The organism is Streptomyces angustmyceticus (assembly GCF_019933235.1).
Taxonomy (GTDB): Bacteria; Actinomycetota; Actinomycetes; order Streptomycetales; family Streptomycetaceae; genus Streptomyces; species Streptomyces angustmyceticus.
In genome coordinates this window covers 492,754-517,223 of the sequence record NZ_CP082945.1, presented here as the reverse complement: position 1 = coordinate 517,223, position 24,470 = coordinate 492,754, and the positions used below count along the sequence as shown (strand labels likewise).

The 24,470-nt window shown below is 72.5% G+C and carries 28 protein-coding genes, 1 pseudogene and 1 riboswitch; of the genes and pseudogenes, 13 read left to right on the top strand and 16 right to left on the bottom strand.

Annotation, left to right across the window (positions count from 1 at the left end; genetic code table 11):
• Positions 1-107 precede the first annotated feature (107 nt).
• The gene (locus tag K7396_RS02310) at positions 108-542 is read right to left on the bottom strand and encodes a GNAT family N-acetyltransferase (protein WP_086716758.1); all 435 of its coding nucleotides are present in this window, start codon (positions 540-542) and stop codon (positions 108-110) included.
• 814 nt (positions 543-1,356) lie between these two features.
• Here K7396_RS02310 and K7396_RS02305 point away from each other — a divergent pair.
• From K7396_RS02305 to K7396_RS02295, 3 genes are all read left to right on the top strand, one after another.
• On the top strand, positions 1,357-1,935 hold the full coding sequence (locus K7396_RS02305; RefSeq protein ID WP_086716757.1) for a CAP domain-containing protein: 579 nt from the start codon (positions 1,357-1,359) through the stop codon (positions 1,933-1,935).
• Between the two features lie 163 nt (positions 1,936-2,098).
• The gene (locus tag K7396_RS02300) at positions 2,099-2,371 is read left to right on the top strand and encodes a toxin-antitoxin system HicB family antitoxin (RefSeq protein ID WP_086716756.1); all 273 of its coding nucleotides are present in this window, start codon (positions 2,099-2,101) and stop codon (positions 2,369-2,371) included.
• Complete coding sequence (locus K7396_RS02295; protein WP_086716755.1) at positions 2,368-2,739, top strand: fic family toxin-antitoxin system, toxin component; 372 nt, start codon at positions 2,368-2,370, stop codon at positions 2,737-2,739. The genes K7396_RS02300 and K7396_RS02295 overlap by 4 nt, the downstream gene beginning before the upstream one ends.
• Before the next feature lie 17 nt (positions 2,740-2,756).
• Here the strand turns inward: K7396_RS02295 and K7396_RS02290 are convergent, their stop codons facing one another.
• The 4 genes from K7396_RS02290 to bioB all read right to left on the bottom strand — a co-directional run bounded on the left by K7396_RS02290 (position 2,757) and on the right by bioB (position 6,902).
• Positions 2,757-3,428 (bottom strand): class I SAM-dependent methyltransferase, encoded by a 672-nt coding sequence (locus K7396_RS02290; protein WP_086716754.1) that lies wholly within the window; start codon positions 3,426-3,428, stop codon positions 2,757-2,759.
• 202 nt (positions 3,429-3,630) lie between these two features.
• Positions 3,631-4,332, bottom strand: a complete 702-nt coding sequence (bioD, locus tag K7396_RS02285) for a dethiobiotin synthase (protein ID WP_086716753.1) — start codon at positions 4,330-4,332, stop codon at positions 3,631-3,633.
• A gap of 136 nt (positions 4,333-4,468) precedes the next feature.
• Complete coding sequence (locus K7396_RS02280) at positions 4,469-5,773, bottom strand: adenosylmethionine--8-amino-7-oxononanoate transaminase (RefSeq protein WP_086716752.1); 1,305 nt, start codon at positions 5,771-5,773, stop codon at positions 4,469-4,471.
• Positions 5,766-6,902: a biotin synthase BioB gene (gene bioB, locus K7396_RS02275; protein WP_086716751.1), complete on the bottom strand. Its 1,137-nt coding sequence runs from the start codon at positions 6,900-6,902 to the stop codon at positions 5,766-5,768. Before bioB ends, K7396_RS02280 begins: the two co-directional genes overlap by 8 nt.
• 156 nt (positions 6,903-7,058) lie before the next feature.
• Between bioB and K7396_RS02270 the strand changes: the two genes are divergently transcribed.
• Complete coding sequence (locus K7396_RS02270) at positions 7,059-8,285, top strand: 8-amino-7-oxononanoate synthase (RefSeq protein ID WP_086716750.1); 1,227 nt, start codon at positions 7,059-7,061, stop codon at positions 8,283-8,285.
• A gap of 133 nt (positions 8,286-8,418) precedes the next feature.
• On the opposite strand, the gene K7396_RS02265 is transcribed toward K7396_RS02270, so the two are convergent.
• Positions 8,419-9,333, bottom strand: coding sequence for a LysR family transcriptional regulator (locus K7396_RS02265; protein ID WP_086716749.1), 915 nt, complete (start codon positions 9,331-9,333; stop codon positions 8,419-8,421).
• 71 nt (positions 9,334-9,404) lie between these two features.
• On the opposite strand from K7396_RS02265, the gene K7396_RS02260 reads away from it, so the two are divergent.
• A complete protein-coding gene (locus K7396_RS02260; protein WP_086716748.1) occupies positions 9,405-10,073 on the top strand; it encodes a LysE family transporter in 669 nt (222 codons plus the stop codon).
• 150 nt (positions 10,074-10,223) lie between these two features.
• Here K7396_RS02260 and K7396_RS02255 read toward each other — a convergent pair whose 3' ends face one another.
• The 3 genes from K7396_RS02255 to K7396_RS02245 all read right to left on the bottom strand — a co-directional run bounded on the left by K7396_RS02255 (position 10,224) and on the right by K7396_RS02245 (position 12,129).
• Positions 10,224-10,697 carry a C40 family peptidase gene (locus tag K7396_RS02255; RefSeq protein ID WP_086716747.1) on the bottom strand — a complete coding sequence of 158 codons (474 nt, stop codon included), beginning with the start codon at positions 10,695-10,697 and terminating at the stop codon, positions 10,224-10,226.
• A 4-nt stretch (positions 10,698-10,701) separates the two neighbouring features.
• Positions 10,702-10,868: riboswitch (cyclic di-AMP (ydaO/yuaA leader) on the bottom strand.
• Between the two features lie 311 nt (positions 10,869-11,179).
• Complete coding sequence (locus tag K7396_RS02250) at positions 11,180-11,488, bottom strand: hypothetical protein (RefSeq protein ID WP_086716746.1); 309 nt, start codon at positions 11,486-11,488, stop codon at positions 11,180-11,182.
• A gap of 5 nt (positions 11,489-11,493) precedes the next feature.
• Positions 11,494-12,129, bottom strand: coding sequence for an ATP-dependent Clp protease proteolytic subunit (locus tag K7396_RS02245; RefSeq protein ID WP_086716745.1), 636 nt, complete (start codon positions 12,127-12,129; stop codon positions 11,494-11,496).
• 58 nt (positions 12,130-12,187) lie between these two features.
• Between K7396_RS02245 and K7396_RS02240 the strand changes: the two genes are divergently transcribed.
• Positions 12,188-12,502: a type II toxin-antitoxin system Phd/YefM family antitoxin gene (locus K7396_RS02240; RefSeq protein WP_086716744.1), complete on the top strand. Its 315-nt coding sequence runs from the start codon at positions 12,188-12,190 to the stop codon at positions 12,500-12,502.
• Between the two features lie 39 nt (positions 12,503-12,541).
• On the opposite strand, the gene K7396_RS02235 is transcribed toward K7396_RS02240, so the two are convergent.
• Entirely contained in the window at positions 12,542-13,486 is a 945-nt protein-coding gene (locus tag K7396_RS02235; protein WP_086716743.1) for a M28 family metallopeptidase, read from the bottom strand.
• A gap of 531 nt (positions 13,487-14,017) precedes the next feature.
• Here K7396_RS02235 and K7396_RS02230 point away from each other — a divergent pair.
• From K7396_RS02230 to K7396_RS02205, 6 genes are read left to right on the top strand one after another with little or no spacing between them, the layout of a single operon-like run.
• Positions 14,018-14,320, top strand: coding sequence for an urease subunit gamma (locus K7396_RS02230; RefSeq protein WP_006608038.1), 303 nt, complete (start codon positions 14,018-14,020; stop codon positions 14,318-14,320).
• A 17-nt stretch (positions 14,321-14,337) separates the two neighbouring features.
• Positions 14,338-14,649, top strand: coding sequence for an urease subunit beta (locus K7396_RS02225; RefSeq protein ID WP_086716742.1), 312 nt, complete (start codon positions 14,338-14,340; stop codon positions 14,647-14,649).
• Complete coding sequence (locus tag K7396_RS02220; protein ID WP_086716741.1) at positions 14,642-16,363, top strand: urease subunit alpha; 1,722 nt, start codon at positions 14,642-14,644, stop codon at positions 16,361-16,363. The genes K7396_RS02225 and K7396_RS02220 overlap by 8 nt, the downstream gene beginning before the upstream one ends.
• 38 nt (positions 16,364-16,401) lie before the next feature.
• Entirely contained in the window at positions 16,402-17,076 is a 675-nt protein-coding gene (locus tag K7396_RS02215; RefSeq protein ID WP_086716740.1) for an urease accessory protein UreF, read from the top strand.
• Between the two features lie 55 nt (positions 17,077-17,131).
• Complete coding sequence (gene ureG, locus K7396_RS02210) at positions 17,132-17,827, top strand: urease accessory protein UreG (protein WP_086716739.1); 696 nt, start codon at positions 17,132-17,134, stop codon at positions 17,825-17,827.
• Positions 17,824-18,654 (top strand): urease accessory protein UreD, encoded by an 831-nt coding sequence (locus K7396_RS02205; RefSeq protein ID WP_086716738.1) that lies wholly within the window; start codon positions 17,824-17,826, stop codon positions 18,652-18,654. The genes ureG and K7396_RS02205 overlap by 4 nt, the downstream gene beginning before the upstream one ends.
• 16 nt (positions 18,655-18,670) lie before the next feature.
• Here the strand turns inward: K7396_RS02205 and K7396_RS02200 are convergent, their stop codons facing one another.
• From K7396_RS02200 to K7396_RS02185, 4 genes are all read right to left on the bottom strand, one after another.
• Positions 18,671-19,045 (bottom strand): hypothetical protein, encoded by a 375-nt coding sequence (locus tag K7396_RS02200; RefSeq protein ID WP_086716737.1) that lies wholly within the window; start codon positions 19,043-19,045, stop codon positions 18,671-18,673.
• A gap of 108 nt (positions 19,046-19,153) precedes the next feature.
• On the bottom strand, positions 19,154-19,534 hold the full coding sequence (locus tag K7396_RS02195; RefSeq protein ID WP_086716736.1) for a roadblock/LC7 domain-containing protein: 381 nt from the start codon (positions 19,532-19,534) through the stop codon (positions 19,154-19,156).
• A 70-nt stretch (positions 19,535-19,604) separates the two neighbouring features.
• Positions 19,605-20,459 (bottom strand): hypothetical protein, encoded by an 855-nt coding sequence (locus tag K7396_RS02190; RefSeq protein ID WP_086716735.1) that lies wholly within the window; start codon positions 20,457-20,459, stop codon positions 19,605-19,607.
• Positions 20,460-20,502: 43 nt separating this feature from the next.
• Complete coding sequence (locus K7396_RS02185) at positions 20,503-20,886, bottom strand: hypothetical protein (RefSeq protein WP_086716734.1); 384 nt, start codon at positions 20,884-20,886, stop codon at positions 20,503-20,505.
• A 640-nt stretch (positions 20,887-21,526) separates the two neighbouring features.
• Between K7396_RS02185 and K7396_RS02180 the strand changes: the two genes are divergently transcribed.
• The gene (locus K7396_RS02180) at positions 21,527-23,167 is read left to right on the top strand and encodes an alpha/beta hydrolase (protein ID WP_086716733.1); all 1,641 of its coding nucleotides are present in this window, start codon (positions 21,527-21,529) and stop codon (positions 23,165-23,167) included.
• A gap of 78 nt (positions 23,168-23,245) precedes the next feature.
• Here K7396_RS02180 and K7396_RS02175 read toward each other — a convergent pair whose 3' ends face one another.
• Together K7396_RS02175 and K7396_RS02170 are read right to left on the bottom strand one after the other, a co-directional pair.
• Complete coding sequence (locus tag K7396_RS02175; protein ID WP_086716732.1) at positions 23,246-23,731, bottom strand: YbaK/EbsC family protein; 486 nt, start codon at positions 23,729-23,731, stop codon at positions 23,246-23,248.
• A pseudogene (locus K7396_RS02170) lies at positions 23,728-24,304 on the bottom strand (TIGR02452 family protein). The gene K7396_RS02175 and the pseudogene K7396_RS02170 overlap by 4 nt, the downstream one beginning before the upstream one ends.
• Positions 24,305-24,470 lie beyond the last annotated feature (166 nt).

Sequence of the window (24,470 nt, the reverse complement as noted above, 5' to 3'; positions counted from 1 at the left end):
GGGAGCCTCCATGGTAAAGGATCAGCAAAGTGGACGGGTCGGGGGCGAGCCCGCCCCGGGCCGGGGGGGGGCACGGGACGGGCTCCGCGCGGCGGCGAGCGCCCCGTTCAGTCCTCGATGCGGTCGAGGTGCTTGACCCAGCGGCTCCACTGCGGCTCGGGCGCGTACCCCGCGGCGCGCCAAGCGTGCTGCGCGGACTCGTTGCGGTCCAGCACCATCGCGTCGCCGCGCCGGCCGCCCAGCGCCCGGAACCGCTCCTCGGCGGCCGCCAGCAGCGCGCCCCCGATGCCCTGCCTGCGGTGCCCGGGGTGCACGGCCAGCCGGTAGAGGTGGCAGCGCCAGCCGTCGAACCCGGCGATCACCGTGCCCACCAGTTCGCCGTCCCGCTCGGCGAGGAGCAGGGACTCGGGATCGCGGGCCACCAGCCGGGCCACGCCGTCGGTGTCGTCGCTGATGCTGGTGCCCTCCGCGGCACCCTTCCAGAAGGCGAGGACCGTATCGAGATCGTCCGGCGTTCCGGCCCGGACCAGGAAATCACTCATGATCGAATCCCATCACCGGCCCGGCCGCGGCGTCGACCGCTTTCTCCGCACGGAGCCGTGCCGGGGCGGATCCCGTCGCTGAGGCACAAGCGCGAAGCCGGTCCTGGTCGGCGCGTCACGCGGGTTCCGGGGGGAGGAGGAGTCCGACCGTCGATGCGTCGCGCCGCCCGTAAGTCCCGTCCGGTGCGGGGGAAATGAACCCCGGGATATCACAGGAAACGCGATGTCTGCGCGGGGTTCCCGGTCGCCGCCGAGGCGGACTTTTTCTGTGGCTGGGCCCGCGAATTTCTTTCTCTGACGCGGGTGGAGACGGTTCGGCAGTGCGCGGATTTCCTCCGGCCAGGCGCCGGGAGCCGTCGGATCTTCGGTACAAGGGTCCTGGTGGCGGCGGTTTTTCACCGATGACCTCGATGAACTGTTCGCGCATATCGGATCTCCGAGATGCAGTCGTCGATGAACTCACCCCGAGAGTCGCGGAGTTGGAATATGTGTGAGGTGGCAGGAGTGCGGGAGAGGGGAAACGCCAGGCGGTCGAAGGGTGGGGAAAAGCGGGCATGTTCCGGCATTCCGGCCGCACCGGGCGGACCGGTCCACCTCCTCGGGCCGGGCATCGAAGGTCAATTGTTTTGTTACGGTAATCCGGCTCTCGGAAAGGCAGTTCGGTTCACCGGGCGAGCCTGTGGGCGGTGAACGGGCCCCCTCCGTGGGTCTGTTCATTTCCCTTCCGGTATCCCCCATGGAGACGATTTAGTTGAACGTGAAATTCTCTTCGTCGAAGCGTGAGACGCGTGGTGCGCACCGACGCCGTGCCAGGATGATTCCGCTCGGCGTGGTGGCCGCGACCGGAGTGCTCGCCGGCTCGCTGGCTGTTTTCCACTCCCAGGACGACGCGAAGGCCGACGAAGCTTTCCCGCCGGCCTCGCCCCACGGCAGCGCCACGGCCACGCCGGGCGAGCGGCCTTCCGCGCCCGCGGCCACACCGGCCGCGACCCAGCGGGGCACCAGCAAGGTCGACCGCTACGAGGCGGAGATCAACCGGCTCGTCAACAACGCCAGGAAGCAGCACGGCTGCGCGCCCCTGCACCGCGACCCGCGCCTGGACAAGGCCGCCCGGCTGCACAGCCAGGACATGGCCGCCCACGGCTTCTACGCGCACACCAACCGGGACGGCAAGGACCCCAAGGCGCGCATGGAGGCTCAGGGCTACGACGATGCCTCCGCCGAGAACATCGACGCCTGGCCGAGGACGCCCCAGGGCGCCTTCGACGCCTGGATGCACAGCCCCGGCCACCGGGCCAACATCCTCAGCTGCCACTCCAAGGCCACCGGCATAGGCGTCGCCCTGGGCGGCAAGCTCCGGGCCTACTGGACCCAGGACTTCGGCTACAAGTAGACCCGGCCCGCGGGGCGCCGCCCGCCCGACGACCGCACCGCGCGGCATCCGGGCGGGCGGCGCCCCGCGCCCCCGGACTCCTGCCGCTGGGCTCCTGCCCCGGGCTCCCGCCGCCTCCGGCCGTCGCTTGCCGATGCTAGCGGATGCGCGCTAGCTTGGAGGGGTGGCGAAGACGCAGCTGAACGTCCGCGTGGATGAGGCCACCGCCGAAGCGGCGCGGGAGCGCGCCCTGCAGCGGGGAGTGAGCATGAACCGCTATATCGAGGAGCTCGTCCTCAAGGACGCCGGCGAGGTGGGCCAGACCTTCGTCGAGGCCGCCTCCGACTTCATGAAGCAGTACGAGCGCGTATTCGCCGAGGAATTCGGCCTGGAGCCGGGCGGTGCCGAGGGCGCCGCGGCCCCCACCCACCACAAAGGACTGCCGGGCACCACGTGACGCTGCGCATCGACCTCGCCTGGCTCCTCCTCATCGCCGAACAGCACACTCCCGGAGACCCCCAGGTCACCGACTGGGGCGCGCTGGTGGCCGCGGTCAGCCGGCACGAAGCCGAGATATTCGGCGTCCCCGTCTACACCGACCCCCAGGACCGGGCCGCCTCCCTCCTGCATCTCCTGCTCCAGGTACCGGCGTTGGAGCGCTCGAACGCCATGTTCGCGACCGCCGTGGCCTACGGCTATCTCGTCGCCAGCGGGCTGAAGATCACCATCGCACCCGAGCAGGTCCGCGACCTCGCCCGGCTCGTCAAGACGGGTACGGCCGACCTCCGCACCATCGCGGACGAGCTGCGCACCTGGACGGTGTGACGCCGCGGCGCGCCCGGTCAGCCGGCCGGCCGCCGCGCCACGCCCAGCACCGCGGGTGACGTCGGCAGCGTCGGCCCGCGCTCCGGCACCTTGAGGCGGCGCACCCGCAGCACCTCGAATCCGGCGGTCCGGATCTCGCCCAGCGGATCCCGGCCGGTGTGGCAGCCGCCCATCAGCAGCGGCCACAGCGTCCGGTCCAGCGACCACTGCACCGCCCGCAGCCCCCGCCCCGCGGCCCGCCCGTGCTCGAAGAACCGCAGCTCACCGCCCGGACGCAGCACCCGGTGCAGCTCCATCAGCGCGCGCCGCACCTCCTGTACGGAGCACAGCACCAGCGACGCCACCGCCGTGTCGAACGCCTCGCTCTTGACCGGCAGGGCCTCCGCGACCCCCGGCACCAGGTCCACCGGCACCTCCGCACGCGCCGCCGCCGACCTGGCCACCTCCCGCAGGGTGGCCTCCGGTTCGATCGCCACCACCTCCGAGACCGTGCCCGGATAGTGCGCGAAGTTCAGCCCGGATCCCGCGCCGACCTCGATGACCCGGCCCGCGGCGCCGGACAGCAGCTCCCTGCGGAGCGCGGCCACCCCCGCCCGCGCGTCCGCGGCCGGTCCGCAGCAGCTCGCGTAGAAGCGGGCGAACACCGGGTGATGGACGCTGCCGTGCGGAACCTTTGTGCGCTGCCACATGACGGACCCTTTCGCCGACGACGCCCGCTCCTGGTCCTCAGTCTTCCCACCGGGCGGACCGGGAGCCGCACGCGGCAGCCGCAACCGCCGTTCGGACATCCGTACGGGCCGTGTGCGCCGTCCTCGCCCGGCCGCCAGGTGCTCCGGAGGACCGGGCGGTCCGGCGGCGCGGGGCCCCGGCGTCAGGCGCGGGGCCCCGGCGTCAGGACGGGATACGGAACACGCCCGAGCCGCCGAGCGCCGGCGCCAGCCAGTCGGGGGCGGCGGTCCGGAAGGTCCCCGGCGGCACCGCGCCGGAGCCCTCCGGGATCAGTCCGAGGAGGGGCGCGCCCGCTGCCTCGGGCAGATCCGCCAGATTGCAGCGGGAGGCCAGATCGGGCTCGGCCGGCCAGCTGCCGATGACGACGCCCGGGGAGTCGAGCCCGTACGAGCGCAGCGCCAGGGCGGTCAGCGCGGTGGCGTTGAGGGTGCCCAGGCCCGCCTGGGCGACCATCAGCACGGGCGCGTCCGCCAGCCGCGCGGCGTCGGCGAGGGTATGGCCCTCGGCGTCGAAGCGGACCAGCAGCCCACCCGCGCCCTCGACCAGGACCAGATCGTGGGAGGCGTCCAGTTTCGCGGCGGCTTCGGCGACGTCCTGGGGGCGCACCGGCGGCAGACCGGCCCGCCGGGCGGCCGTCGAGGGTGCCAACGGCTCGGGGAAGCGGGCGAGTTCGAGGGTGGTCACCGGGCCGGCCAGCCGTTCGACCTCCGCCGCGTCACCGGTCTCGTCCGCCGTGACACCGGTCTGGGCGGGCTTGAGCACGGCCACCGACCGTCCCCGGGCGAGCGCCGCCGCGGCGATCGCGGCGGTGGTCACGGTCTTGCCGATCTCCGTGCCCGTGCCCGTCACGAACAGCACCGACATGTCTTCCTCCGACTCTGCGCGGCCGACCCGCGCGGGCTCTGGCGAATGGTGCCGGGCGACCGGCCCTGGGGGTGTCGCCCGCCGAGGGGCGGCGCTGGCCGGCCGGAACGGACCGGGCCGGCCACCGCCGGTGAGTTCAGCCCTCCCGGGCCGCCGCGCACACCGCGGCGCAGATGCGGGCCACATCCTCGTCGCCGGTGATGTACGGCGGCATGGTGTAGATCAGATCCCGGAACGGGCGCAGCCAGACGCCCTCCCGGACCGCGGCCCTGGTCGCCGCCGCCATGTCCACCTCGCGGTCGAGCTGGACCACGCCGATCGCGCCGAGTACGCGCACCTCGCGCACCCCGGCCAGGCGCGCGGCCGGTGCCAGACCGTCCCGCAGCCCGGCCTCGATCCGCTTGACCTCCTGCTGCCAGTCCTGGGACAGCAGCAGCCCGATCGAGGCGTCGGCGACGGCGGCGGCGAGCGGATTGCCCATGAAGGTGGGGCCGTGCGCCAGCACCGGCAGGGCGCCGCGGGAGATGCCGTCCGCGACCGCCGTCGTGCACAGCGTCGCCGCCAGGGTCAGATAACCGCCGGTCAGGGCCTTGCCCAGGCACATCACATCCGGCGCGATGCCCGCGTGGCCGGCGGCGAACAGCGCGCCCGTACGACCGAAGCCGGTGGCGATCTCGTCGAGGACGAGCAGGACGCCGTGCTCGTCACAGGCCTCCCGCAGCACCCGCAGGTACGCGGGGGAGTGGAACGACATCCCGCCCGCCCCCTGCACCACGGGCTCCACGATCACCGCCGCCAGCTCCTCGGCGTGCCGGCCGATCAGCTCCCGCAGATGCGCCGCGTACGCCGCGTCGGGTTCGGCGCCGAAGCCGGCCGGCGGCGCGTCCGCGAAGATCTGCCGCGGCAGCACCCCCTGCCACAGCTCGTGCATCCCGCCGTCCGGATCGCAGACCGACATCGGCTGCCAGGTGTCGCCGTGGTACCCGCCGCGCCAGGTCAGCAGCCGCTGTTTGCGCGGCTTGCCGAGTGAGCGCCAGTACTGCAGGCACATCTTGACGGCGACCTCGACCGACACCGAACCGGAGTCGGCGAGAAAGACGTGCTGCAGCGGCTCAGGGGTGATGTCGACCAGCCGCTTCGCCAGCCGCACGGCGGGCTCGTGGGTGAGCCCGCCGAACATCACATGGCTCATCCGCTCCAGCTGGCCGCGCGCGGCGTCGTTGAGCACCGGGTGGTTGTAGCCGTGCACCGCCGACCACCAGGAGGACATCCCGTCCACCAACTCGTCCCGGCCCTCGACCGGTTCGCCCAGCCGGAGCCGGACGCCCGATGCCGACTCCACCAGCAGCGGTGCGGCGGTGCCGGGCATCGGCCCGTACGGGTGCCACACATGCTGCCGGTCGAGCGCGAGCAGGGCGTATGGGGTGAGCGGTTCAGGCATTGGGCGGCAGGTCGGTACCGGCGCCGCGGCGGCGCACCGAGACCAGGTCGCGGCGGGTGTCGTCGGAGGGCGCCGGGACGGCGGCCTCCTCCACGGCGGTCTCGGCCGGCTCGTCGGCGTCCGGCCTGCGGTGCTCGGGCAGCGTCGTGGTGTCGGTGCCCTCGACCTCGAAGCCGGCGTCCTCGATCATCGCGAGGTCGTCCTTGCCGGCCTGCCCCTCGCTGGTCAGGTAGTCGCCGAGGAAGATGGAGTTGACCAGGTGCAGCGCGAGCGGCTGCATGCTGCGCAGATGCACCTCGCGGCCGCCGGCCAGCCGTACCTCGATGTCCGGGCAGACGAAGCGCACCATCGCCAGGATGCGCAGCGCCCGCTGCGGGGTGAGGTTCCACTCCTTGGCGAGCGGGGTGCCCTCGAAGGGGATCAGGAAGTTCACCGGGACGGAGTCCGGGTCCAGGTCGCGCAGCGCGAACACCACATCGACGAGGTCGGCGTCGCTCTCGCCCATGCCGGCGATCAGACCGGAGCAGGCCGACATGCCGGCCGCCTGGGCCTGCTGGACGGTGGAGACGCGGTCCGAGAAGTCGTGCGTGGTGCAGATGTCGCCGTAGGTGGCTTCCGAGGTGTTGAGGTTGTGGTTGTACGCGTCGGCGCCCGCCGCGCGCAGCCGCCCGGCCTGGCCGTCGGACAGCAGCCCGAGGCAGGCGCACACCTCGACGCCCTCGTTCTGCTCCTTGATGGCGGAGATGGTCTCCGAGACGCGGTCGACGTCCTTGTCCGTCGGCCCGCGGCCGCTGGCCACCAGGCAGACCCGCTTGGCGCCACCGGCCACCCCGGCGGCCGCGGCCTTGGAGGCGTCGTCGGGCTTGAGCCAGGTGTACTTGAGGATCTCGGCCTTGGAGCCCAGCCGCTGGGAGCAGTAGGAGCAGTCCTCGGGGCACAGGCCCGACTTGAGGTTGACGAGATAGTTGAGTTTGACCCGCCGCCCGAACCACTGGCGGCGTACCTTTCCGGCCGCGGCCACGACATCGAGCAGTTCGTCATCGGAGGTGGCCAGTACGGCCAGCGCCTCTTCACGGGTCGGCAACTCGCGCCGCAGTCCCTTGTCCACCAGTGTGTTCAGCAGGTCCATGGCGCTGATCCTCGCGTACGCCCCCGCCCCCGGCCAAGGAGGATTCCCACAACGAGCCGCGATCGAGGTGTGTGTATCGCCACACCGTGGCCCTGCGGAACGACCGCTAACGTCTATCGACAGCCCACAATCGAGGCCGACAGACGAAGGACGCCGATGCCGCAGGACCCCGCCCCGCCGCTGCTTCGCGACACCTCCCCGGCAAGGCCCGCCGCGCCCGCCGCCGCGCCCGGCGGCCCGTCCGGCGCCGGGGCCTTCGACTGGCTCGATGCGGCCGGTGCGGCGCGCCGCGACGCCGGCCTCGTGCGCACCCTGCGCCCCCGCCCGGCCGACTCCCCGCTGCTCGACCTGGCCGGCAACGACTATCTCGGGCTCGCCCGGCACCCCGAGGTCACCCGTGGCGCCGCCGACGCCGCGCACCACTGGGGCGCCGGCGCGACCGGCTCCCGGCTGGTCACCGGCAGCACCGAGCTGCACGCCCGGCTGGAGGCGGAACTCGCGGAGTTCTGCGGCTTCGAGGCCGCTTTGGTGCTGTCCTCCGGCTATGCCGCGAATCTCGCCGCGGTCACCGCGCTCACCGCCCCCGGCGCCCTGATCGTCTCCGACGCCGGCAACCACGCCTCCCTCATCGACGGCTGCCGGCTCTCCCGGGCCCGTACCGAAGTGGCCCCGCACGCCGACCCGGAGGCCGTGCGCGCCGCGCTGACCGGCCACGACGGCCGGGCGCTCGTCGTGACCGACGCGGTGTTCTCGGTCGACGGGGACGCCGCGCCGCTCCCCGCGCTGGCCGAGGTCTGCCGGACCCGGGGCGCCGGACTCCTCATCGACGACGCGCACGGCCTGGGGGTGCTGGGCGAGGGCGGCCGCGGCGCGCCGTGGGCGGCAGGACTCGCCGGCGACGGCGATGTGGTGACCACCGTGACGCTCTCCAAGTCGCTCGGTTCCCAGGGCGGTGTGGTGCTCGGCCCGGCCCGCGTCGTCGAGCATCTGGTCAACACCGCCCGGTCGTTCATCTTCGACACCGGCCTCGCCCCGGCGGCGGCCGGCGGCGCCCTCGCGGCGCTGCGGCTGCTGCGCCGCGAGCCGCGGCGCGCCACCCGGGCCGTCGCGGTCGCACAGGGGCTGTACGAGCGGCTCACCGCGGCGGGGCTGACGGCGGTGCGCCCGGACGCGGCGGTGATCTCCGTGCGGGCCCCCTCGCCGGAGGCGGCGCTCCGCTGGGCCGCCGACTGCCGCACGGCCGGGCTCGCGGTCGGCTGCTTCCGCCCGCCGTCCGTGCCCGACGGGATCTCCCGGCTGCGGCTCACCGCCCGCGCCGACCTGACGGATGATCAGCTCGACGCGGCGGTCCGCACGATCGTGGCCACCGCGCCGGGGGACTGACCCCGGCGACCGCTCGTCCCTCCGCACCCCGGTACGGCGGCCGGCCCGACGACGGGCCGCCGTCCGCGCCGTACGTCGTCCACGCCGGTCTCCGTACGCCGCGACCGTCCGGCGTACGCCGCGCCCGGCCTCGTCACGGTGCCGGGGAGTGCCGGAGGAAGGCCCCGCGCAACAGGGCCCGCAGGGTGTCGGCGGCCGGGCTGCCGCCGGGGCGGTAGGCCACCGAGATCCGGCGGTGCAGCTCCGGTGGGTCCAGCCGGCGGACCCCCAGCGGCGTCATCGACCCCTCCGCCACCATCTCCGGCACCACCGCCACCCCGAGCCCCGCGCTCACCAGCGCACACACCACCGCATAGCTCGGCGACTCACAGCGCACCGCCACACTCGCCCCGGCGGCCGCCAGCGTGGCCTCCACCTCGCGCCGGTTGGGGTTGGCCGGCGCCATGCTGACCAGCGGCTGACCGGCCAGTTCGCCGAGCGGCAGCCGTCCCGGCCCCGCTGACAGGGCATGACCGGGCGCCGTGACGAGCACCAGTTCCTCGGCCAGCAACGGCTCCAGACGCACCCCCTCCGGCGCCGGCATCGCCTCGCCCGGCACGTACTCGTGCGTCAGCGCGAGATCCACCTCGCCCAGCGCCACCGCCCCCGCCGCCTGCGGCGGCACGTACTCCGTGACGCTCAGCTCCACATCGGGGTGCGCCCGCCGGAACGCGCTGAGCGCGGGCGGCAGCAGATGGGTGCCGGCGGTCATGAACGTGCCGACCTGCAGCCGCCCGCCGGACAGCCCCGCCAGCCGGGACAGCTCGTGCCGCGCCTGGTCCAGCTCGTCCAGGACCCGCCGGGCGCGGACGAGCAGCAGCTCACCGGCCGCCGTCAGCCGCGCCCCGCGGTGGTGGCGCACCAGCAGGGCCGCACCGGCCTCCCGCTCCAGCTTGGCGAGCTGCTGGGAGAGCGCGGGAGCGGTGTAGCCCAGCCGGGCGGCGGCCCGGGTGATCGAACCGGCCTCCGCCACCGCCACGAGGGCGGCCAGTCGTGTGGGGTCGTACATAAGAATCCCTTTAGGCTCTCCATGAAAGTCCGCAATACCCATTAAAGGCTTCGACCGGCGAGACTGCGGTCATGGACGGACAGCTGATCGCCTTCACCCCGGTCGCCGCCGGCATGGTCGCCATGCCGGGCGCGGACTTCGCGGTGGTGGTGCGCAACGCACTCGACTCGCGGCGGGCGGGGGTGGCGGCCGCCGTCGGCGTCGCGGGCGGGCTGCTGGTGCACACCGCCCTGGCGGTGGCCGGGCTCGCGGCGGTGCTGGTCGCCGAGCCCGCGCTCCTGGAAGCCGTCCAACTCCTCGGTGGCGGCTACCTGTTGTACCTCGGCGCCCGCGCCCTGGCCGCGGCCGTCCGCCGCCCCACGGCCACGACGGACGGCACGACGGACCCCGCCGCCGCGGCCCCGGCCGGCACCCGCCGCCCGCCCGCTCGGCAGGGCGCGGCGCAGAGCCTGCGCCAGGGTTTCCTGACCAACGCGCTCAACCCCAAGGCCCCGGTGCTCTTCCTCAGCCTGCTCCCGCAGTTCGTCCCGGCGGGAGCGCCCGCGCTGCCCCGGACGCTGCTGCTCGCGACGGTGATCGTCGCCATGGCGCTGGTGTGGTTCCCGCTCGTCGCGCTGCTCGTGGACCGGCTGGGCGCCTGGCTGCGCCGCCCCTCGGTGGCCCGCGCGCTGGAAGCCACCACCGGAGCGCTGCTCACGGCCCTGGGCGGCATCCTGCTCGTCGAACTGGCGTTGTCCTGAAGGCGGTCCGCCCCCGCAGGGGCAGAGCTGTCACCGGTTCGTCCGCGGGGCGGCGGAATCCCCACGGAGAGCGGCCCGTGCGGTGGCGGCCGCCCGCCACCGCACCCGGGCACGCGGGAACGTGACCGGGCACGGGGGTGAACCCGCAGGTCAGCCCACGCGCCCGTACGTGACGGAACGGCTCCAGATCCGCTCCAGCCGCACCACGCTCCCGGCCTTGGGCGCATGCCACATCCGGCCCTGGCCCGCGTAGATCCCGACGTGGTAGATGCCGCTGCGCGAATGGAAGAAGACCAGATCGCCGCGTCGGCGCGCGCCTGCCGGGATGCGCCGGGTGCGGCTGTACTGCGCGGCCGCGGTGCGCGGCAGGGCCCGGCCGGCGCGCTTGAACGAGTACAGCGTCAGCCCCGAACAGTCGAAGGCGTGCGGCCCCTGGGCGCCGTACCGGTAAGGAGCTCCGCTCTTGGACGCCGCGATCCGTAGCGCGTGGACGGATACGGACGCGGCTTCCGCGTTCCCGGCCGCTCCCGGAGCGACGGTGGTCCCGCCGAGCGTGACCAGCGTCAGAGCGGTGACGGTGCCGGCGCGTGCCAGCAGATTCGGCGTATGCATGCGCACGGTCATGCGCAAACCCTTCGTCAGCCGCCTGCGAAGGAAGACCTGTCGGGTTCGGGCAGGCGAAGATGCCCGGCCGTGCGTACGGCTTCACCCCAAGAGGTCCTCGGCCGTGCTGGCCGGGACCCCGTCCTGCTCGGGTCCTCCGCTCCCGCCGATCCACATCGTCGACCGGTCATCCGGCACGGCGGCGGGATTGGGCGCCCGTGCGGACCGCCCCGTCGCTGTGGCGGGGTCTTGTCGTCGAAGGGATCGTCACGCACCCGGCACCCGAATTCCGAGCCGAAAATGCCGTATGTGAGATGGGTCACAATTGACCCGAATGGTTAGTTTTGTTCCCTCAGGTGCGGCAGCGCGGGGTGTTGCACCCCGCGGACCAGCGGCGAAACATCCGCGACCGGGGGAATTGCGTTCGCCCGCGCAATTCGTCGCCTCCTCAGATCGGGTGCGGACGCTACGCCGTCTGCGCAGCCTCTCCGTGTGTCCCCGCGTCAGTTCTCCCCGGGTGGCGGCATCGTCACGAGCCCGGCCCGGCGCTCGCCGTCCAGCACGCGCAGTGCGCGGGCCATCGTCGCGGAGTGCACCTCGCTCTCGCCCCGGCTGTGCATCAGCGTCAGCGCGTCCCGCAGCCGGGCGGCCTTGCCGACGAGCGCCTGGGCGGCCCGTAGTCCGGTGTAGGTGCCGCCGCAGCGGGCCGGGTTGATCCGGCCGAGCAGATCGAGCACCTCCAGATAGCTGTCGACGAGTTCGCCCTCGGCGCGGGTGAGCGCGGGCAGCGGCGGCGGTTCGGGCGGCAGCATCGCGCTCACCGCGCCGCGGGCCGGAGCGCCGACTGCTTGCGGTCGCGGGTGATCTGGTCGATCAGGCCGTACTCCTGCGCGGCGCGGGCGTCGAAGATCTTGTCGCGCTCGATGTCGGCGGCGATCCGCTCGCGGGGCTGCCCGGTGTGCCGCGCCAGCATCTCCTCCAGCATCTCGCGGGTGCGCAGCAGCTCCCGCGCCTGGATCTGCAGATCGGTGGCCTGCCCCTGGACGGGTTCGCCGAACGACGGCTGGTGGATCAGGACCCGGGCGCCGGGCAGCGCCAGCCGCTTCCCGGGCGTGCCGGCGGCCAGCAGTACCGCGGCGGACGAGGCGGCCTGCCCCAGGCAGACGGTCATCACGTCGCACGACACGAAGCGCATCGTGTCGTAGATGGCGGTCATCGCCGTGAAGGAGCCGCCGGGGGAGTTGATGTAGAGCGAGATGTCCTGTTCGGGCGCGGCGTGTTCGAGGTGGATGAGCTGCGCCATCACGTCGTTGGCGGAGGCGTCGTCGATCGGTGTGCCCAGGAAGATGATGCGCTCGTCGAGCAGCTTGGAATACGGGTCCATGGTGCGCGTCCCCTGCGAGGTGCGCTCGGTGAACTCCGGAAGGACATAGCGGGCCGTCGGTTGCAGCATGTCTGCTCCTCTCCTCTGTGAAAAATGTACAGGATGTACATCCCGTTAGAATGGGAGCATGGCCTACGAAATTCCGGTGACGCAAGCTCGTGCGGAGCTGGCGGATCTGATCAACCGAGTCGTCTACGGCGGTGAGCGGGTGGTCGTCACCCGCCACGGCAAGCCGCTGGTGGCGCTGGTGTCCGCCGCTGACCTGCAGCTTCTGGAAGAGCTGGGGCGGCGTGAACAGGGCGCGGAGGAGGAGCAGGTGATCAGCACGGTCTCGTCCGTGCGGCAGCTGCCGTCCGCTCCGGGCGAACGGCGCCGCTTCGGCATCGCGGCGGAACACCGCGACCCGGCTGCCGGGGAACGGCGGCCGGGTCGCGAGAGTTGACGGTTCAGCAGGCGCTGACCGTGCGGTGGGGCGGGTGGCTCAGGAGCTGAGCTCCCATATCGCGTGGGCGATGGCGTCCGTGTTGGTGTCCAGCGACTTCTCGTCGATGTTCTTCGTGGTGTCGCAGGCCTGGTGGTAGCAGGCGTCGAACGCCTTGCCCGCCTCGCCGCCCCAGTTCTTCGCCTGCTCCTCGGTCTTCTTGTAGTCCGCGCCGGAGAAGAAGCCGCCGACCGGGATGCCCGCGTCCTTGAAGGAGGCGTGGTCCGAGCGGCCGTCGCCCTCGGTGTCCTTCTCGGTGGTGATGTTCTTCTTGGTGTAGTAGTCCTTGAGGACCTTCTCCAGGCGGGTGTCGTCGTCGTAGACGTAGTAGCCCGGGTTGGGGGAGCCGATCATGTCGAAGTTGAGGTACGAGTCGATCTTCGACTTGTCGGCGCCGAGCTTGTCGACATAGGCCTGCGAGCCGACCATGCCGTCCTCCTCGTCGCCCCACCAGCCGAACCGCAGGTGCTTGGTGGGCTTGAGGTCCGACTTGGCGACGGCGAGCGCCACTTCGAGGATGCCGGACGAGCCGGAGCCGTTGTCGTTGATGCCGGGGCCCGCGGGGACCGAGTCCAGGTGGGCGCCGGCCATCACGGTCTTGCTCTCGTCGCCGCCCGGCCAGTCGGCGACGAGGTTGTAGCCCTTGGTGCCGCCGCCGTCGAACTCCTGGATCTTGGTGGTGAAGCCGGCCTTGTCCAGCTTCTCCTTGATGAAGTCGACGGACGCCTTGTAGCCGGGCTTGCCGTGGGCGCGGTTGCCGCCGTTGTCGTCGGCGATCGACTGGAGCTTGTCCAGGTCGGCCTTGACGGCCTTGACGTCGATGTCCGGGGCCGCCTTCGGCGCGGGATCGGCGTGGGCGCCGGCCGTGGTGAAGAGGGTGGCGGCGAGGGCGGTGACGGCGCCCGAGGCCAGCACGATCCGGCGTATTCGCGTGGAACGAGTCACGTTGTGGCTCCTGGTGTGGGGGGATGGAGCTTTTGCGATGCGCGTCATGGATTGACGCGCACACGAGAATTGCGATCACTCCGGAAACCGTCAAGAGCGCATACCGGTCAGTTGCGTTCGCGGAGCGGGACGCGCCCGTTTTGCGCGGGACGCGGTGGTGCATGGCGCATGAGAGGGCTCTGTCCCCCGCTTCCCGGCGGTCGTCGAGAGGGGGATTTCGCCACCGGATTCCGCGTACGCCAAGGGGGGCGAGGGGGTGAAACCGCCCCGGGAATCGGTTGCCGCGCCGTAACGGGCCGCGATGACACCGCGTTACATCAGGCGAAAGAGGGGACGAGAACGTGTCCCTGGCTGTAACGCCGACGAAATCCCGCCGAACTAGTCTCCGAGCCCGGGGCTGTTGATGGCCAAGTGCTGGAAGTCGGTTTGCTCCTCCTTTAATTACTGCGTGGTACATCTATCGACACAGGTGCGTCCACGCCTGTGACCTGGGCTCTTGCGTCCGGGCGGGAAGACTGTGAGGTGGAACGTATGCAACTGACCCCGCATGAACAAGAACGTTTGATGATTCATGTGGCGGCAGACGTGGCCGAAAAACGCCGTTCCCGGGGGGTGAAGCTGAACCACCCGGAGTCGATCGCGCTGCTGACCGTGCACATCCTCGAAGGCGCACGGGACGGCCGCACCGTCGCCGAGCTGATGTCCTCAGGACGCAAGGTGCTCACCCGCGACGAGGTCATGGAGGGCGTCCCCGAGATGATCCACGACGTCCAGGTCGAGGCCACCTTCCCCGACGGCACCAAGCTCGTCACCGTTCACGAACCCATCAACTGACCACGGGAGAGCAGACGATGATCCCGGGACAGATCTTCCCCGCCGACGAGCCGGTGCGCCTCAACGAGGGCCTTCCCCGCACGCGCATGACCGTCCTCAACGCCGCCGACCGCCCCGTCCAGGTCGGCTCCCACTACCACTTCGCCGAGGCCAATCCCGGCCTCGACTTCGACCGCGCGGCCGCGTACGGCAAGCGGCTGAACGTCCCGGCCGGCTCCGCCGTGCGCTTCGAACCCGGCATCCCCACCGAGATCGAACTCGTCCCCCTCGGGGGCAAGCGCATCGTCGCCGGCCTGCGGGGCGAGACCGGAGGCACTCTCGATGGCTGAGCTGACCCGCCAGGCGTACGCCGATCTCTTCGGCCCGACCGCCGGCGACCGGATCCGGCTCGCCGACACCGACCTGCTCATCGAGATCACCGAGGACCGTTCCGGCGGACCCGGCCGGGCCGGCGACGAGGCGGTCTTCGGCGGCGGCAAGGTGATCCGCGAATCGATGGGCCAGTCCCGCGCCACCCGCGCCGAGGGCACCCCCGACACCGTGATCACCGGCGCGGTCGTGCTGGACCACTGGGGCGTCGTCAAGGCCGACGTCGGCATCCGCGACGGGCGGATCACCGCCCTGGGCAAGGCCGGCAACCCCGACACCATGGACGGCGTCCACCCCGACCTGGTCATCGGCCCGGAGACCGAGGTCATCGCCGGCAACGGCAAGATCCTCACCGCCGGCGGCATCGACACCCACGTCCACTTCATCTGCCCCCAGCAGGCCGAGGAGGCGCTGGCCTCCGGCATCACCACCCTCGTCGGCGGCGGCACCGGACCGGCCGAGGGCAGCAAGGCCACCACCATCACCCCCGGCGCCTGGCACGTGGCCCGGATGTTCGAGGCGATGGACTCCCTGCCGGTCAACGTCGGCCTGCTCGGCAAGGGCAACACCACCTCCCTCGCCTCCATGCGCGACCAGCTGCGGGCCGGCATCCTCGGCTTCAAGATCCACGAGGACTGGGGCGCCACCCCCGCCGTCATCGACGCCTGCCTGACCGTCTGCGAGGAGAGCGGCGCCCAGCTCGCGATCCACACCGACACCCTCAACGAGGCCGGGTTCCTCGGCGACACCCTCGCCGCCATCGCCGGCCGCGGCATCCACGCCTTCCACGTCGAGGGCGCCGGCGGCGGCCACGCCCCCGACATGATCGCGATGGTCTCCGAGCCGAACGTGCTCCCCGCCTCGACCAACCCCACCCGGCCGCACACCGTCAACACCGTCGAGGAGCACCTCGACATGCTGATGGTCTGTCACCACCTCAACCCGGCCGTCCCCGAGGACCTGGCCTTCGCCGAATCCCGGATCCGGCCCTCGACCATCGCGGCCGAGGACATCCTGCACGACCTCGGCGCCATCTCGATCATGTCCTCCGACGCCCAGGCCATGGGCCGGATCGGCGAGGTCGTGCTGCGCACCTGGCAGACCGCCCACGTCATGAAGCGGCGCCGCGGCACCCTCCCGGGCGACGGCCGCGCGGACAACCTCCGCGCCCGCCGCTATGTCGCCAAATACACCATCAACGCGGCTCTCGCCCAGGGCATCGACCATGTCGTCGGCTCCGTCGAGGACGGCAAGCTCGCCGACCTCGTGCTGTGGGACCCGGCGTTCTTCGGCGTCAAACCGCAGCTGGTCATCAAGGGCGGCCAGATCGCCTACGCGCAGATGGGCGATGCCAACGCCTCCATCCCCACCCCGCAGCCGGTGCTGCCCCGCCCGATGTTCGGCGCCATCGGCAGGGCCCCGGGCAGCAACTCCGTCAACTTCGTCTCCCAGCAGGCCCTCGACGACGCGCTGCCCGAGCGCCTCGCGCTGGCCAAGCCGTACGAGGCCATCCACAGCACCCGCGGCCGCACCAAGGCCGACATGCGCAACAACGATGCCCTGCCCCGCGTCCAGGTCGACCCCGACACCTTCACCGTGACCATCGACGGCGAGGTGGTCGAGCCCCGGCCCGCCCGCGAGCTGCCCATGGCCCAGCGGTACTTCCTCTTCTGAGATCCGATGAACCTCCCCACGACCACCCCGGACCACCGATGAGCCGCGCGGCGCTGCTCGTCCTCGCCGACGGCCGGTTCCCCGCCGGCGGGCACGCCCACTCGGGCGGCGCCGAACCGGCCGTCGCCGCGGGCCGCATCACGGACGCCGCCACTCTGGAGACCTTCTGCCGGGGCCGGCTGCACACCGCCGGCCTGGTCGCCGCGGCCCTCGCCGCCGCGGCCGCGGACGGTCACGACCCGCTCCTCCTGGACGACGCCGCCGACGCCCGTACCCCGGTGCCCGCCCTGCGGCAGGTCGCCCGGCGGCTCGGCCGGCAGATGATGCGGGCGGCCCGCGCGACCTGGCCGAGCGAGGCCCTCGACGCGCTCGCCGCGGCCCGCCCCCGCGGCGCCCACCAGCCCGTCGTCCTGGGCCTGGCCGCCCGGTCGGCGGGCCTGCCCCCGCTCGATGCCGCCTACGCCGCGGCCTACGAGAACCTCAGCGGCCCGGCCACCGCGGCCGTCCGGCTGCTGAGCCTGGACCCCTTCGACGCCACCGCCGTGCTCGCCCGCCTCACCACCGAGCTCGACCAGGTCGCCCACCGCGCCACCGAGGCCGCGCTGCGGACCGGCACCGAGGGAACCGGCGCACTGCCCGCGGTCTCCGCGCCGCTGCTCGACATCACCGCCCAACAGCACGCCGCCTGGCCGGTACGCCTCTTCGCGTCCTGACCCGGCCGCCCTTCCGGCGGATCCCGCGCCGCCCGACCCCACCACCGGAGTGATCATGCACCTCGACCACAAGGACACCTTCCCCGAGCGCCACACCTACAGCGCCGCCGACCCCATCCGTCCGGACGGGGCCCGCCGCGCCCTGCGCATCGGCCTCGGCGGCCCGGTCGGCACCGGCAAGACCGCCACCGTCGCCGCACTGTGCCGCGCGCTGCGCGACGAGCTGTCCCTCGCCGTCGTCACCAACGACATCTACACCCGCGAGGACGCCGAATTCCTGCTCCGCGAGGCCGTCCTGCCCGCCGAGCGGATCGCCGCCGTCGAGACCGGCGCCTGCCCGCACACCGCCATCCGCGACGACATCTCCGCCAACCTCGAAGCCGTCGAGGACCTGGAGGAGGCGGTCGGCCCGCTCGACCTCGTCCTCGTCGAATCCGGCGGCGACAACCTCACCGCGACCTTCTCCAAGGGCCTGGTCGACGCCCAGATCTTCGTGATCGACGTGGCCGGCGGCGACGACATCCCGCGCAAGGGCGGCCCCGGCGTCACCACCTCCGACCTGCTCGTCATCAACAAGACCGACCTCGCGCCGTACGTCGGCGTCGACCTGGAGGGCATGGCCCGCGACGCCAAGGCGCAGCGCGGCGACCTGCCGGTCGTCTTCACCGCCCTGAAGGCGGAGGACGGCGTCCGGCCGGTGGTGGACTGGGTCCGCGGACGGCTCGCCGACTGGACCGCGGGCCCGGCATGACCCTCGCACCACCCGCGCCGCAGACGGCCCGCGCCGCCGGCGGGCTGTGCGCCACCGCCCGCGTCGTCGCGCGGGCCGACGCGGCGGGCGGCACCACCCGGCTGCCGGTCCTCGACGGCGACGGACCGTTCGCGCTGCGCCGTATCCGCGGGCACGGCAACCAGGCCAGGGTCTGTGTCGTGGGCGCCATGAGCGCCCCGCTGGGCGGCGACCGCCTGGGCATCGAGGCCACCGCCGAGGCGGACAGCGCGCTGCACGTCACCTCCGCCGCCGCGACCGTCGCGCTGCCCGGCCGTACGGGCGAACACGCCTGCTACGACGTGTGGTTGACGGTCGGCGACGGCGCGCGGCTGGACTGGCTGCCCGAACCGCTGATCTCCGCGGCGGGCAGCGACTTGCGGATGACCACCACCGTCGAACTGGCCCCCACCGCACGCCTGGTGCTCCGCGAGGAACAGGTCCTGGGACGCAGCGGAGAGGAGACCGGCACCCTGCGCAGCCGGCTCACCGTCCGCCGGGGCGGCCGCACCCTGCTCGACCAGGAGACGGCGTACGGGCCCGGCGTCCCCGGCTGGGACACCTCGGCCGTCCTGGGCGGGCACCGTGCCGTGGGGCAGTTCCTGGTCGTCGGGCCGGAGTTCGAGGAGGCGCCGGCCGAGGTGCGGCTGCTCGGCGACGCGGCCGGCGACGGCACCCGCGACGGCGCGGGACAGGGTGTCCTGGCGCCGCTCGCCGGGCCCGGGGCGCTGGCCACGGCCGTGGCCCCGGACGCGCTCCGGCTGCGGCGCCTCCTGGACCGGGCCGCCCGGAGTGCGGCCGCCGGGTGACGGCGGCCGCCCCGCCTCAGACCTCCAGGTCGTTCTCCAGCCGGGCCAGACGCAGGCGTGCCAGCGCGAGGTTGGCGCGCTTGCGGTCCAGCACCAGGTAGAGGAAGAGGCCGCTGCCGTTCTTGCCCGTCACCGGGCGGATGATGTGGTACTGCGCGGTCAGGGTGATGAGCATGTCCTCGATGGCGCCCTGGAGTTCCAGCATCTCCATGGTGCGCATCTTGGCCCGGACGACGTCGGTGTTGCCGGCCGCCGCGACATCGAGGTCCAGGGCCTGCTTGTCGCCCAGGGTGGCCAGGGCCATACCGCTGGTGTAGTCGACCAGGGCGACGCCGACCGCGCCCTCGATGGTCGACATCGCGTCGGCGAGAGCGGATTCCAGTTGAGCCATGAGGAGTTCAGACCTTTCGATATTCCGGGGGTGTTGCCGGGCTTCCGGTCTTCCGCGGTCGCGGCGTTCCGGTTTCCGCGTTCGTGCGGGTATGCGGGGGTGGGTCCGTTACCGGTCGGGTGGTGCGTCCACGAGGGCGCCGATCCGCTCCGCGGCCCTTCTGGCCTGCAGATGGAGCCGCCCCACGTTGGTGTCCGGGCTCGCCACCGCGGTCAGGACCGCCCGCCGCCCGGCGGAGTAGGCCGCGATGTAGCCCTCCGAGCCGCGGGTCAGGGATTCCTCGAAGGCGCCCTGTCCGGTGGCGTCGGTGAGGCGCTTGGCGACGCCGATCGCCGCGGCGGTGAGGGCCGCCAGGCCGTCCGGCTCGATGTCCGGCAGGTCATGGGCGATCACCATGCCGTCGACGCTCGCCACCATCCCGCCCCGGAAGTGGCGCACTTGATCGCGCAGCGCATGCAGTTCCTCCCGTATCCGGGGTTCGATCGTCATCAGTCTCCTTTTCACGGCGTGCCTTCTGATGACGCGCCTCATGGGGTGCACTGTCTTCGTGCGCAGGGGCTCACAGGTTCTCCTCCAACGCCGTACGCAGGCGGACCAGGAGGGCAACGTTCGGATCGGCGGTGGCGAGGACGTCCGGATCCGGCAGCTGCCAGGTCGCGGCGGGTCCTCCCCGGGCGACGGGGGCGGGATCGCCCAGAGCCGCGCCGGGCCGCCGCCGGGGGAGGGGAGCCGGTGCGGGCGCCCGGGGGACGCGGACGAGGCCGGCGGCGGCGAGGCGGCGGACGTCCAGCAGCGTGCCGAACGCGGACTGTCCCAGGGCCCTGGCCAGGTCGTACGGCGTGTGCCTGCCGTCGGCGAGGGCGAGGAGCCGTCGTTGGCGGCTCGTGGTGGGGGCCGGGGGGTGCGGATGGACGGGCACGACGGGCGAGGAGTCGACCGCGGCCCAGGGGCGCAGCCGGTCGAGCAGCAGCCGGCGGTGGGCCGTCGCCTGCTGGAGGGCGGTGGCGCTGACGGGGCGTATGACCCCCAGCCAGTGTCCGGCCCCGGGTGTGAAGGTCGTGGATTCGGCGGTCAGCGGCAGGGCGAAGAACGCGGCGTCGAGCAGGGCGGCGAGGTGGCATATCTCCAGTTCGCCCTGCGTCAACCACCCCTTGCCGATGAGGAATTGGCCGCCGCTCTGCTGCGGCCCCGCCGTCTCCGCGGCGTACTGCCAGCCCTGCGGCGGCAGTTTCCCGGACGCGGTCAGACGGAGGTCGAGCCCGGGGGCGGCGGTGCCCTCGATGCAGTAGACCGCGCCGTCGAGAAGGTAGAGGCAGCCGTGCGGGCCGCTGAGGGCGCCGGTGACGCGTTCGGCGGCGAACCGGTCGAGCAGCCCCGCCGGGGCGGGCGGGTGAGGAGATATGGGCAGGCCCATGGCTGGTTCCCTTACCGTTCGTGCGGTGTGGCGGAGCGCGCCGTCAGGACGCGACCAGCTCCGCCGCCAGATCGCGCAGCCGGAGCCGGGCGACGGCGAGATTGGCCTGTGTGCGGTCCAGCCAGAGGTAGAGGTAGGTCTGGCTGTCGAAGGCCGTATGCACGAAACGGATGAGGTGGTAGCTGTCCGCAGCCGTGATGATGAGGTCTTCGAGGTCCGTTCCGACGGCGCCGGTGGTGTCGAAGGTGGCGTTGCGCGCCACGGCCTGCACCACCTCCGCGGTGTCGGCGGCGGCCGCGTCGTGATCGTCGTGCGGTGCCCGGCCCGCCGTGCCGAGTGTCAGACCGCTGGTCCAGTCGATCAGCCCCGCGCCCCGAACGCCGGGAATCCCCATCGCTTGGGACAACACCTGATCGATACCCGGCACTTCGGATCTCCTTCGCGACGGCCCGGACGCGGCGTGAAAACGTCGAAGCCCTCCCTTGTGGCGGTGAGTGGGAGAGCCTTCACGGAAGGTTACTGAAGGTGTGCGGCTGGCACATGCCCGATGGGCAGGTCTACGGCAATTGACGTATTCTCGCCCCCGCACGCCCCTCCGGGAGCCATTGCGCCGCCTCGCGCTCCGCCAGGTCACCCCCTGGCCGTGAACTCCCCGCCGAGCGGCCCGAACCGGCCGCGAGCTGTTCTGTTGTCCCGTCATCTGCCGCTCCTGAAACCCGAGTTGAAGGTGCCGCGGGTGGGGTGGAGGGGACGTGGGAGCGGGCGCAGGCGACCGGCGGCGTTGGCTGGAAAGGTGAGGTTCCGCTGCGCTCTTCGGCCGTTCGCCGCTGGTACGGGCCGGTGCGGCGCCCGCGCCGCCGGTGCGCCGGCGCGGCACCCGGCGCACTCCGCGGCCCCGCGGACCGCCGCTCGGGGTGCGCCGGAAGCCGCCGCGGCCGGAAACCTACAGCTTGGTAAAGAAGTGCGGGGCAAGCCTGTTCAAGAGCGGACGCCACACGTCAGGATCCCTCCGTAAGCCTGTGATCACGCCACCACAAGTGGCACACCATGCAGGGGGAATCAACCACGTGAGAAAAACAGCAGCGCTCGGCGCCGCCGGCACCCTGGTGACCGGCGCGCTCCTTGCCGGAGCGATATCCGCCACGCCCGCCAGCGCGGGCGACAAGCACCAGCGCGGTTCGGCCGAAGCACGCGGTGTGGCGGTCGCTGCCGCGCGCGCGGCCAAGAAGGGCATCGACTGGCAGGACTGTCCTGCCGACTGGGGCTTCAAGTCGCCCATCCAGTGCGGCTATGTCACCGTCCCGGTCGACTACGCACGGCCCAACGGCCGCACCATCAAGATCGCCGTGGACCGTGCCGTCAGCACCGGCACCAAGGAGGAGCGTCAGGGCGCCCTCGTCTACAACCCCGGCGGCCCCGGCGGTTCGGGCATGCGGTTCCCGACCCGTATCACCACCAAGAGCGCCCTGTGGGCCAAGACCGCGAAGGCGTACGACTTCGTCGGCTTCGACCCCCGGGGCGTGGGCCACTCCGCGCCGATCTCCTGCATGAACCCGCAGGACTTCGTCAAGGCGCCCAAGGCCGACCCGGTGCCGGGCGGCGAGGCGGACAAGCGCGCCCAGCGCAAGCTCGCCAAGGAGTACGCCGACGGCTGTGCCGAGCGCAGCCACGGCCTCCTGCCCTACATGACGACCAAGAACACCGCCCGCGACCTGGACGTGATCCGCGCCGCGCTCGGTGAGAAGAAGCTCAACTACCTGGGCGTCTCCTACGGCACCTACCTGGGCGCCGTCTACGGGACGCTCTTCCCGCAGCACGTCCGCCGGATGCTCGTCGACAGCGTCGTGGACCCGGCGCGCGAGAAGATCTGGTACCAGGCCAACCTCGACCAGGACATCGCCTTCGAGACCCGCTGGGGCGACTGGAAGAAGTGGGTCGCCAAGAACGACGCCACCTACCACATCGGGAACACCCCCGAGAAGGTCCAGGCGGCGTGGGAGAAGCTGCGCGCCACCGCGAAGAAGAGCCCCGTCGGCGGAGTCGTCGGCCCCGCCGAGCTGACCGGCTTCTTCCAGAACGCGCCGTACTACGACTCCATGTGGGCCCCGGTCGCCGAGGTCTGGAGCGCGTACCTCTCCGGCAACACCAAGCCGCTGGTGGAGAACGCCGGTCCGAACCTCCAGGACACCGCCGGCAACATCTCCGCGGAGAACGGCAACGCCGTCTACACGGCCGTCGAGTGCACCGACGCCAAGTGGCCCACCAGCTGGCGGAAGTGGGACCGCGACAACACCCGCATCCACCAGCAGGCACCGTTCATGACCTGGTCCAACGCCTGGATGAACCTGCCCTGCGCCACCTGGCCGGCCAAGCAGCAGCGGCCGGTCGAGGTCAAGACCGGCAAGGGCCTGCCGAGCGTGCTGATCGTGCAGAGCACCCGTGACGCGGCCACGCCGTACGGCGGCGCGGTCGAGCTGCACCACCGGTTCAAGGGCTCGCGCCTGATCACCGAGCGGGACGCCGGTTCGCACGGTGTCACCGGCCTGGTCAACCCCTGCATCAACGACCGGGTCGACGCGTACTTCCTGGAAGGGAAGACCGACGCCAAGGACGTGACCTGCGCCCCGCACGCCACGCCCCAGCCCACCAAGTCGACGGTGAAGTCCGCCGTCGGCAAGGTGACCTCCCTCCTGCCGGCCGTTCCCTAGCGACGGCGGGAACCGTGCCGGCATGACCTGACGGCACACAGGGGCGGCCGGGAATCCTCCCGGCCGCCCCTGTCGTCGTCAGCCCGCGATCGGTTCGACCCGCGGCTCCGCGATCGCCCTGTAGTCCGCCGTGGCCAGCGCCAGCGAGCGATCCAGCCGGGCCGCGTTGAAGAAGATCTCCGGCTGCTCCAGCAGCGCCGGATCGACGACCAGGGCCAGCTCCTCGTCGAAGGAGAACGGCAGGATCGTCCCGCTGACACTGCGCGCCAGCCGCTCCGCGACCTCGGGCGTGGCGAACCCGGCGTACGAGCCGCCCAGCAGCGCCTTCACCGCCCCCAGATCCACCCGCCGGTCGCCCGGCACCACCGCCAGCACATGGCGCTTGGTCTTCTTGCCCAGCTTCACCATCACCACGATGCACTTGGCGGCCTGCTCGACGGCGTTCCCGCGCAGCGCGCTGACCGCCTCCGTCGCCCCCTCCTCGGCGTGCTCGTAGATCCGGTAGCGCGCCCCGCGCTCGTCCAGCAGGCCGATCAGCCTGGTGTACGTGTCGTGGTCGGTCATCGTGGCTCCACACTCCCGCTCGCATCGCTGACACCGGAAAACTCCGCGGCGAAGGCGGCCCGGGTGGGGGAGTCCGCCCGGCGGTCCAGCACCGCGAACACCACGCGGTCGAACCAGCCGTCGAACCGGCCGCCGTCCAGCAGCGCGGCCGCGAACGCCCCTGCCACATCGGCCGGTTCGTTGCGGAACACGCCGCACCCCCAGGCCCCGAGCACCAGTTGCCGGTGCCCGCCGGCCGCCGCGACCTCCAGCACCCGTTCCGCCCGCACCGCCAGGGCCGCCGCCACCCGCCCGGACTCGGCCGGCCGCTGCCGGGCGATCACCCCCGCGTTCGGTGCCGCGGCCGTCAGGAAGCCCGCCTCGTACGGCTCGCCGAGCAGGGTGCCGCGATCGTCGCGGAACACCGGGACACCGGGGGAGAGGATCACCCGGTCGCTGTAGAAGCCGGGTCCCGGACCGGGCCCGTCCGACCGCCGCCGCGATCTCCACCAGCCGTCCGCCCGGTGCGCGGTACGCACCCGCGGCGACGATCCTTTCCGTCTCCTGCGCCATGCCGCGCAGCCGGGCACTCATCGTCGGCACCCCCGTGTCCCGTCGTTCATAGCGATCAAGGTACGGGCCGGGGGCGCGCCCCGCGATCGGATTTCACCGCCCGAGGCCCGCCGCTCATCGCCCGCCGCCCGGTCCCGCTGCACCGCGGCCTGTGGCCGGACGCCTGCCGCCCGCGGCCTGCCGCCGG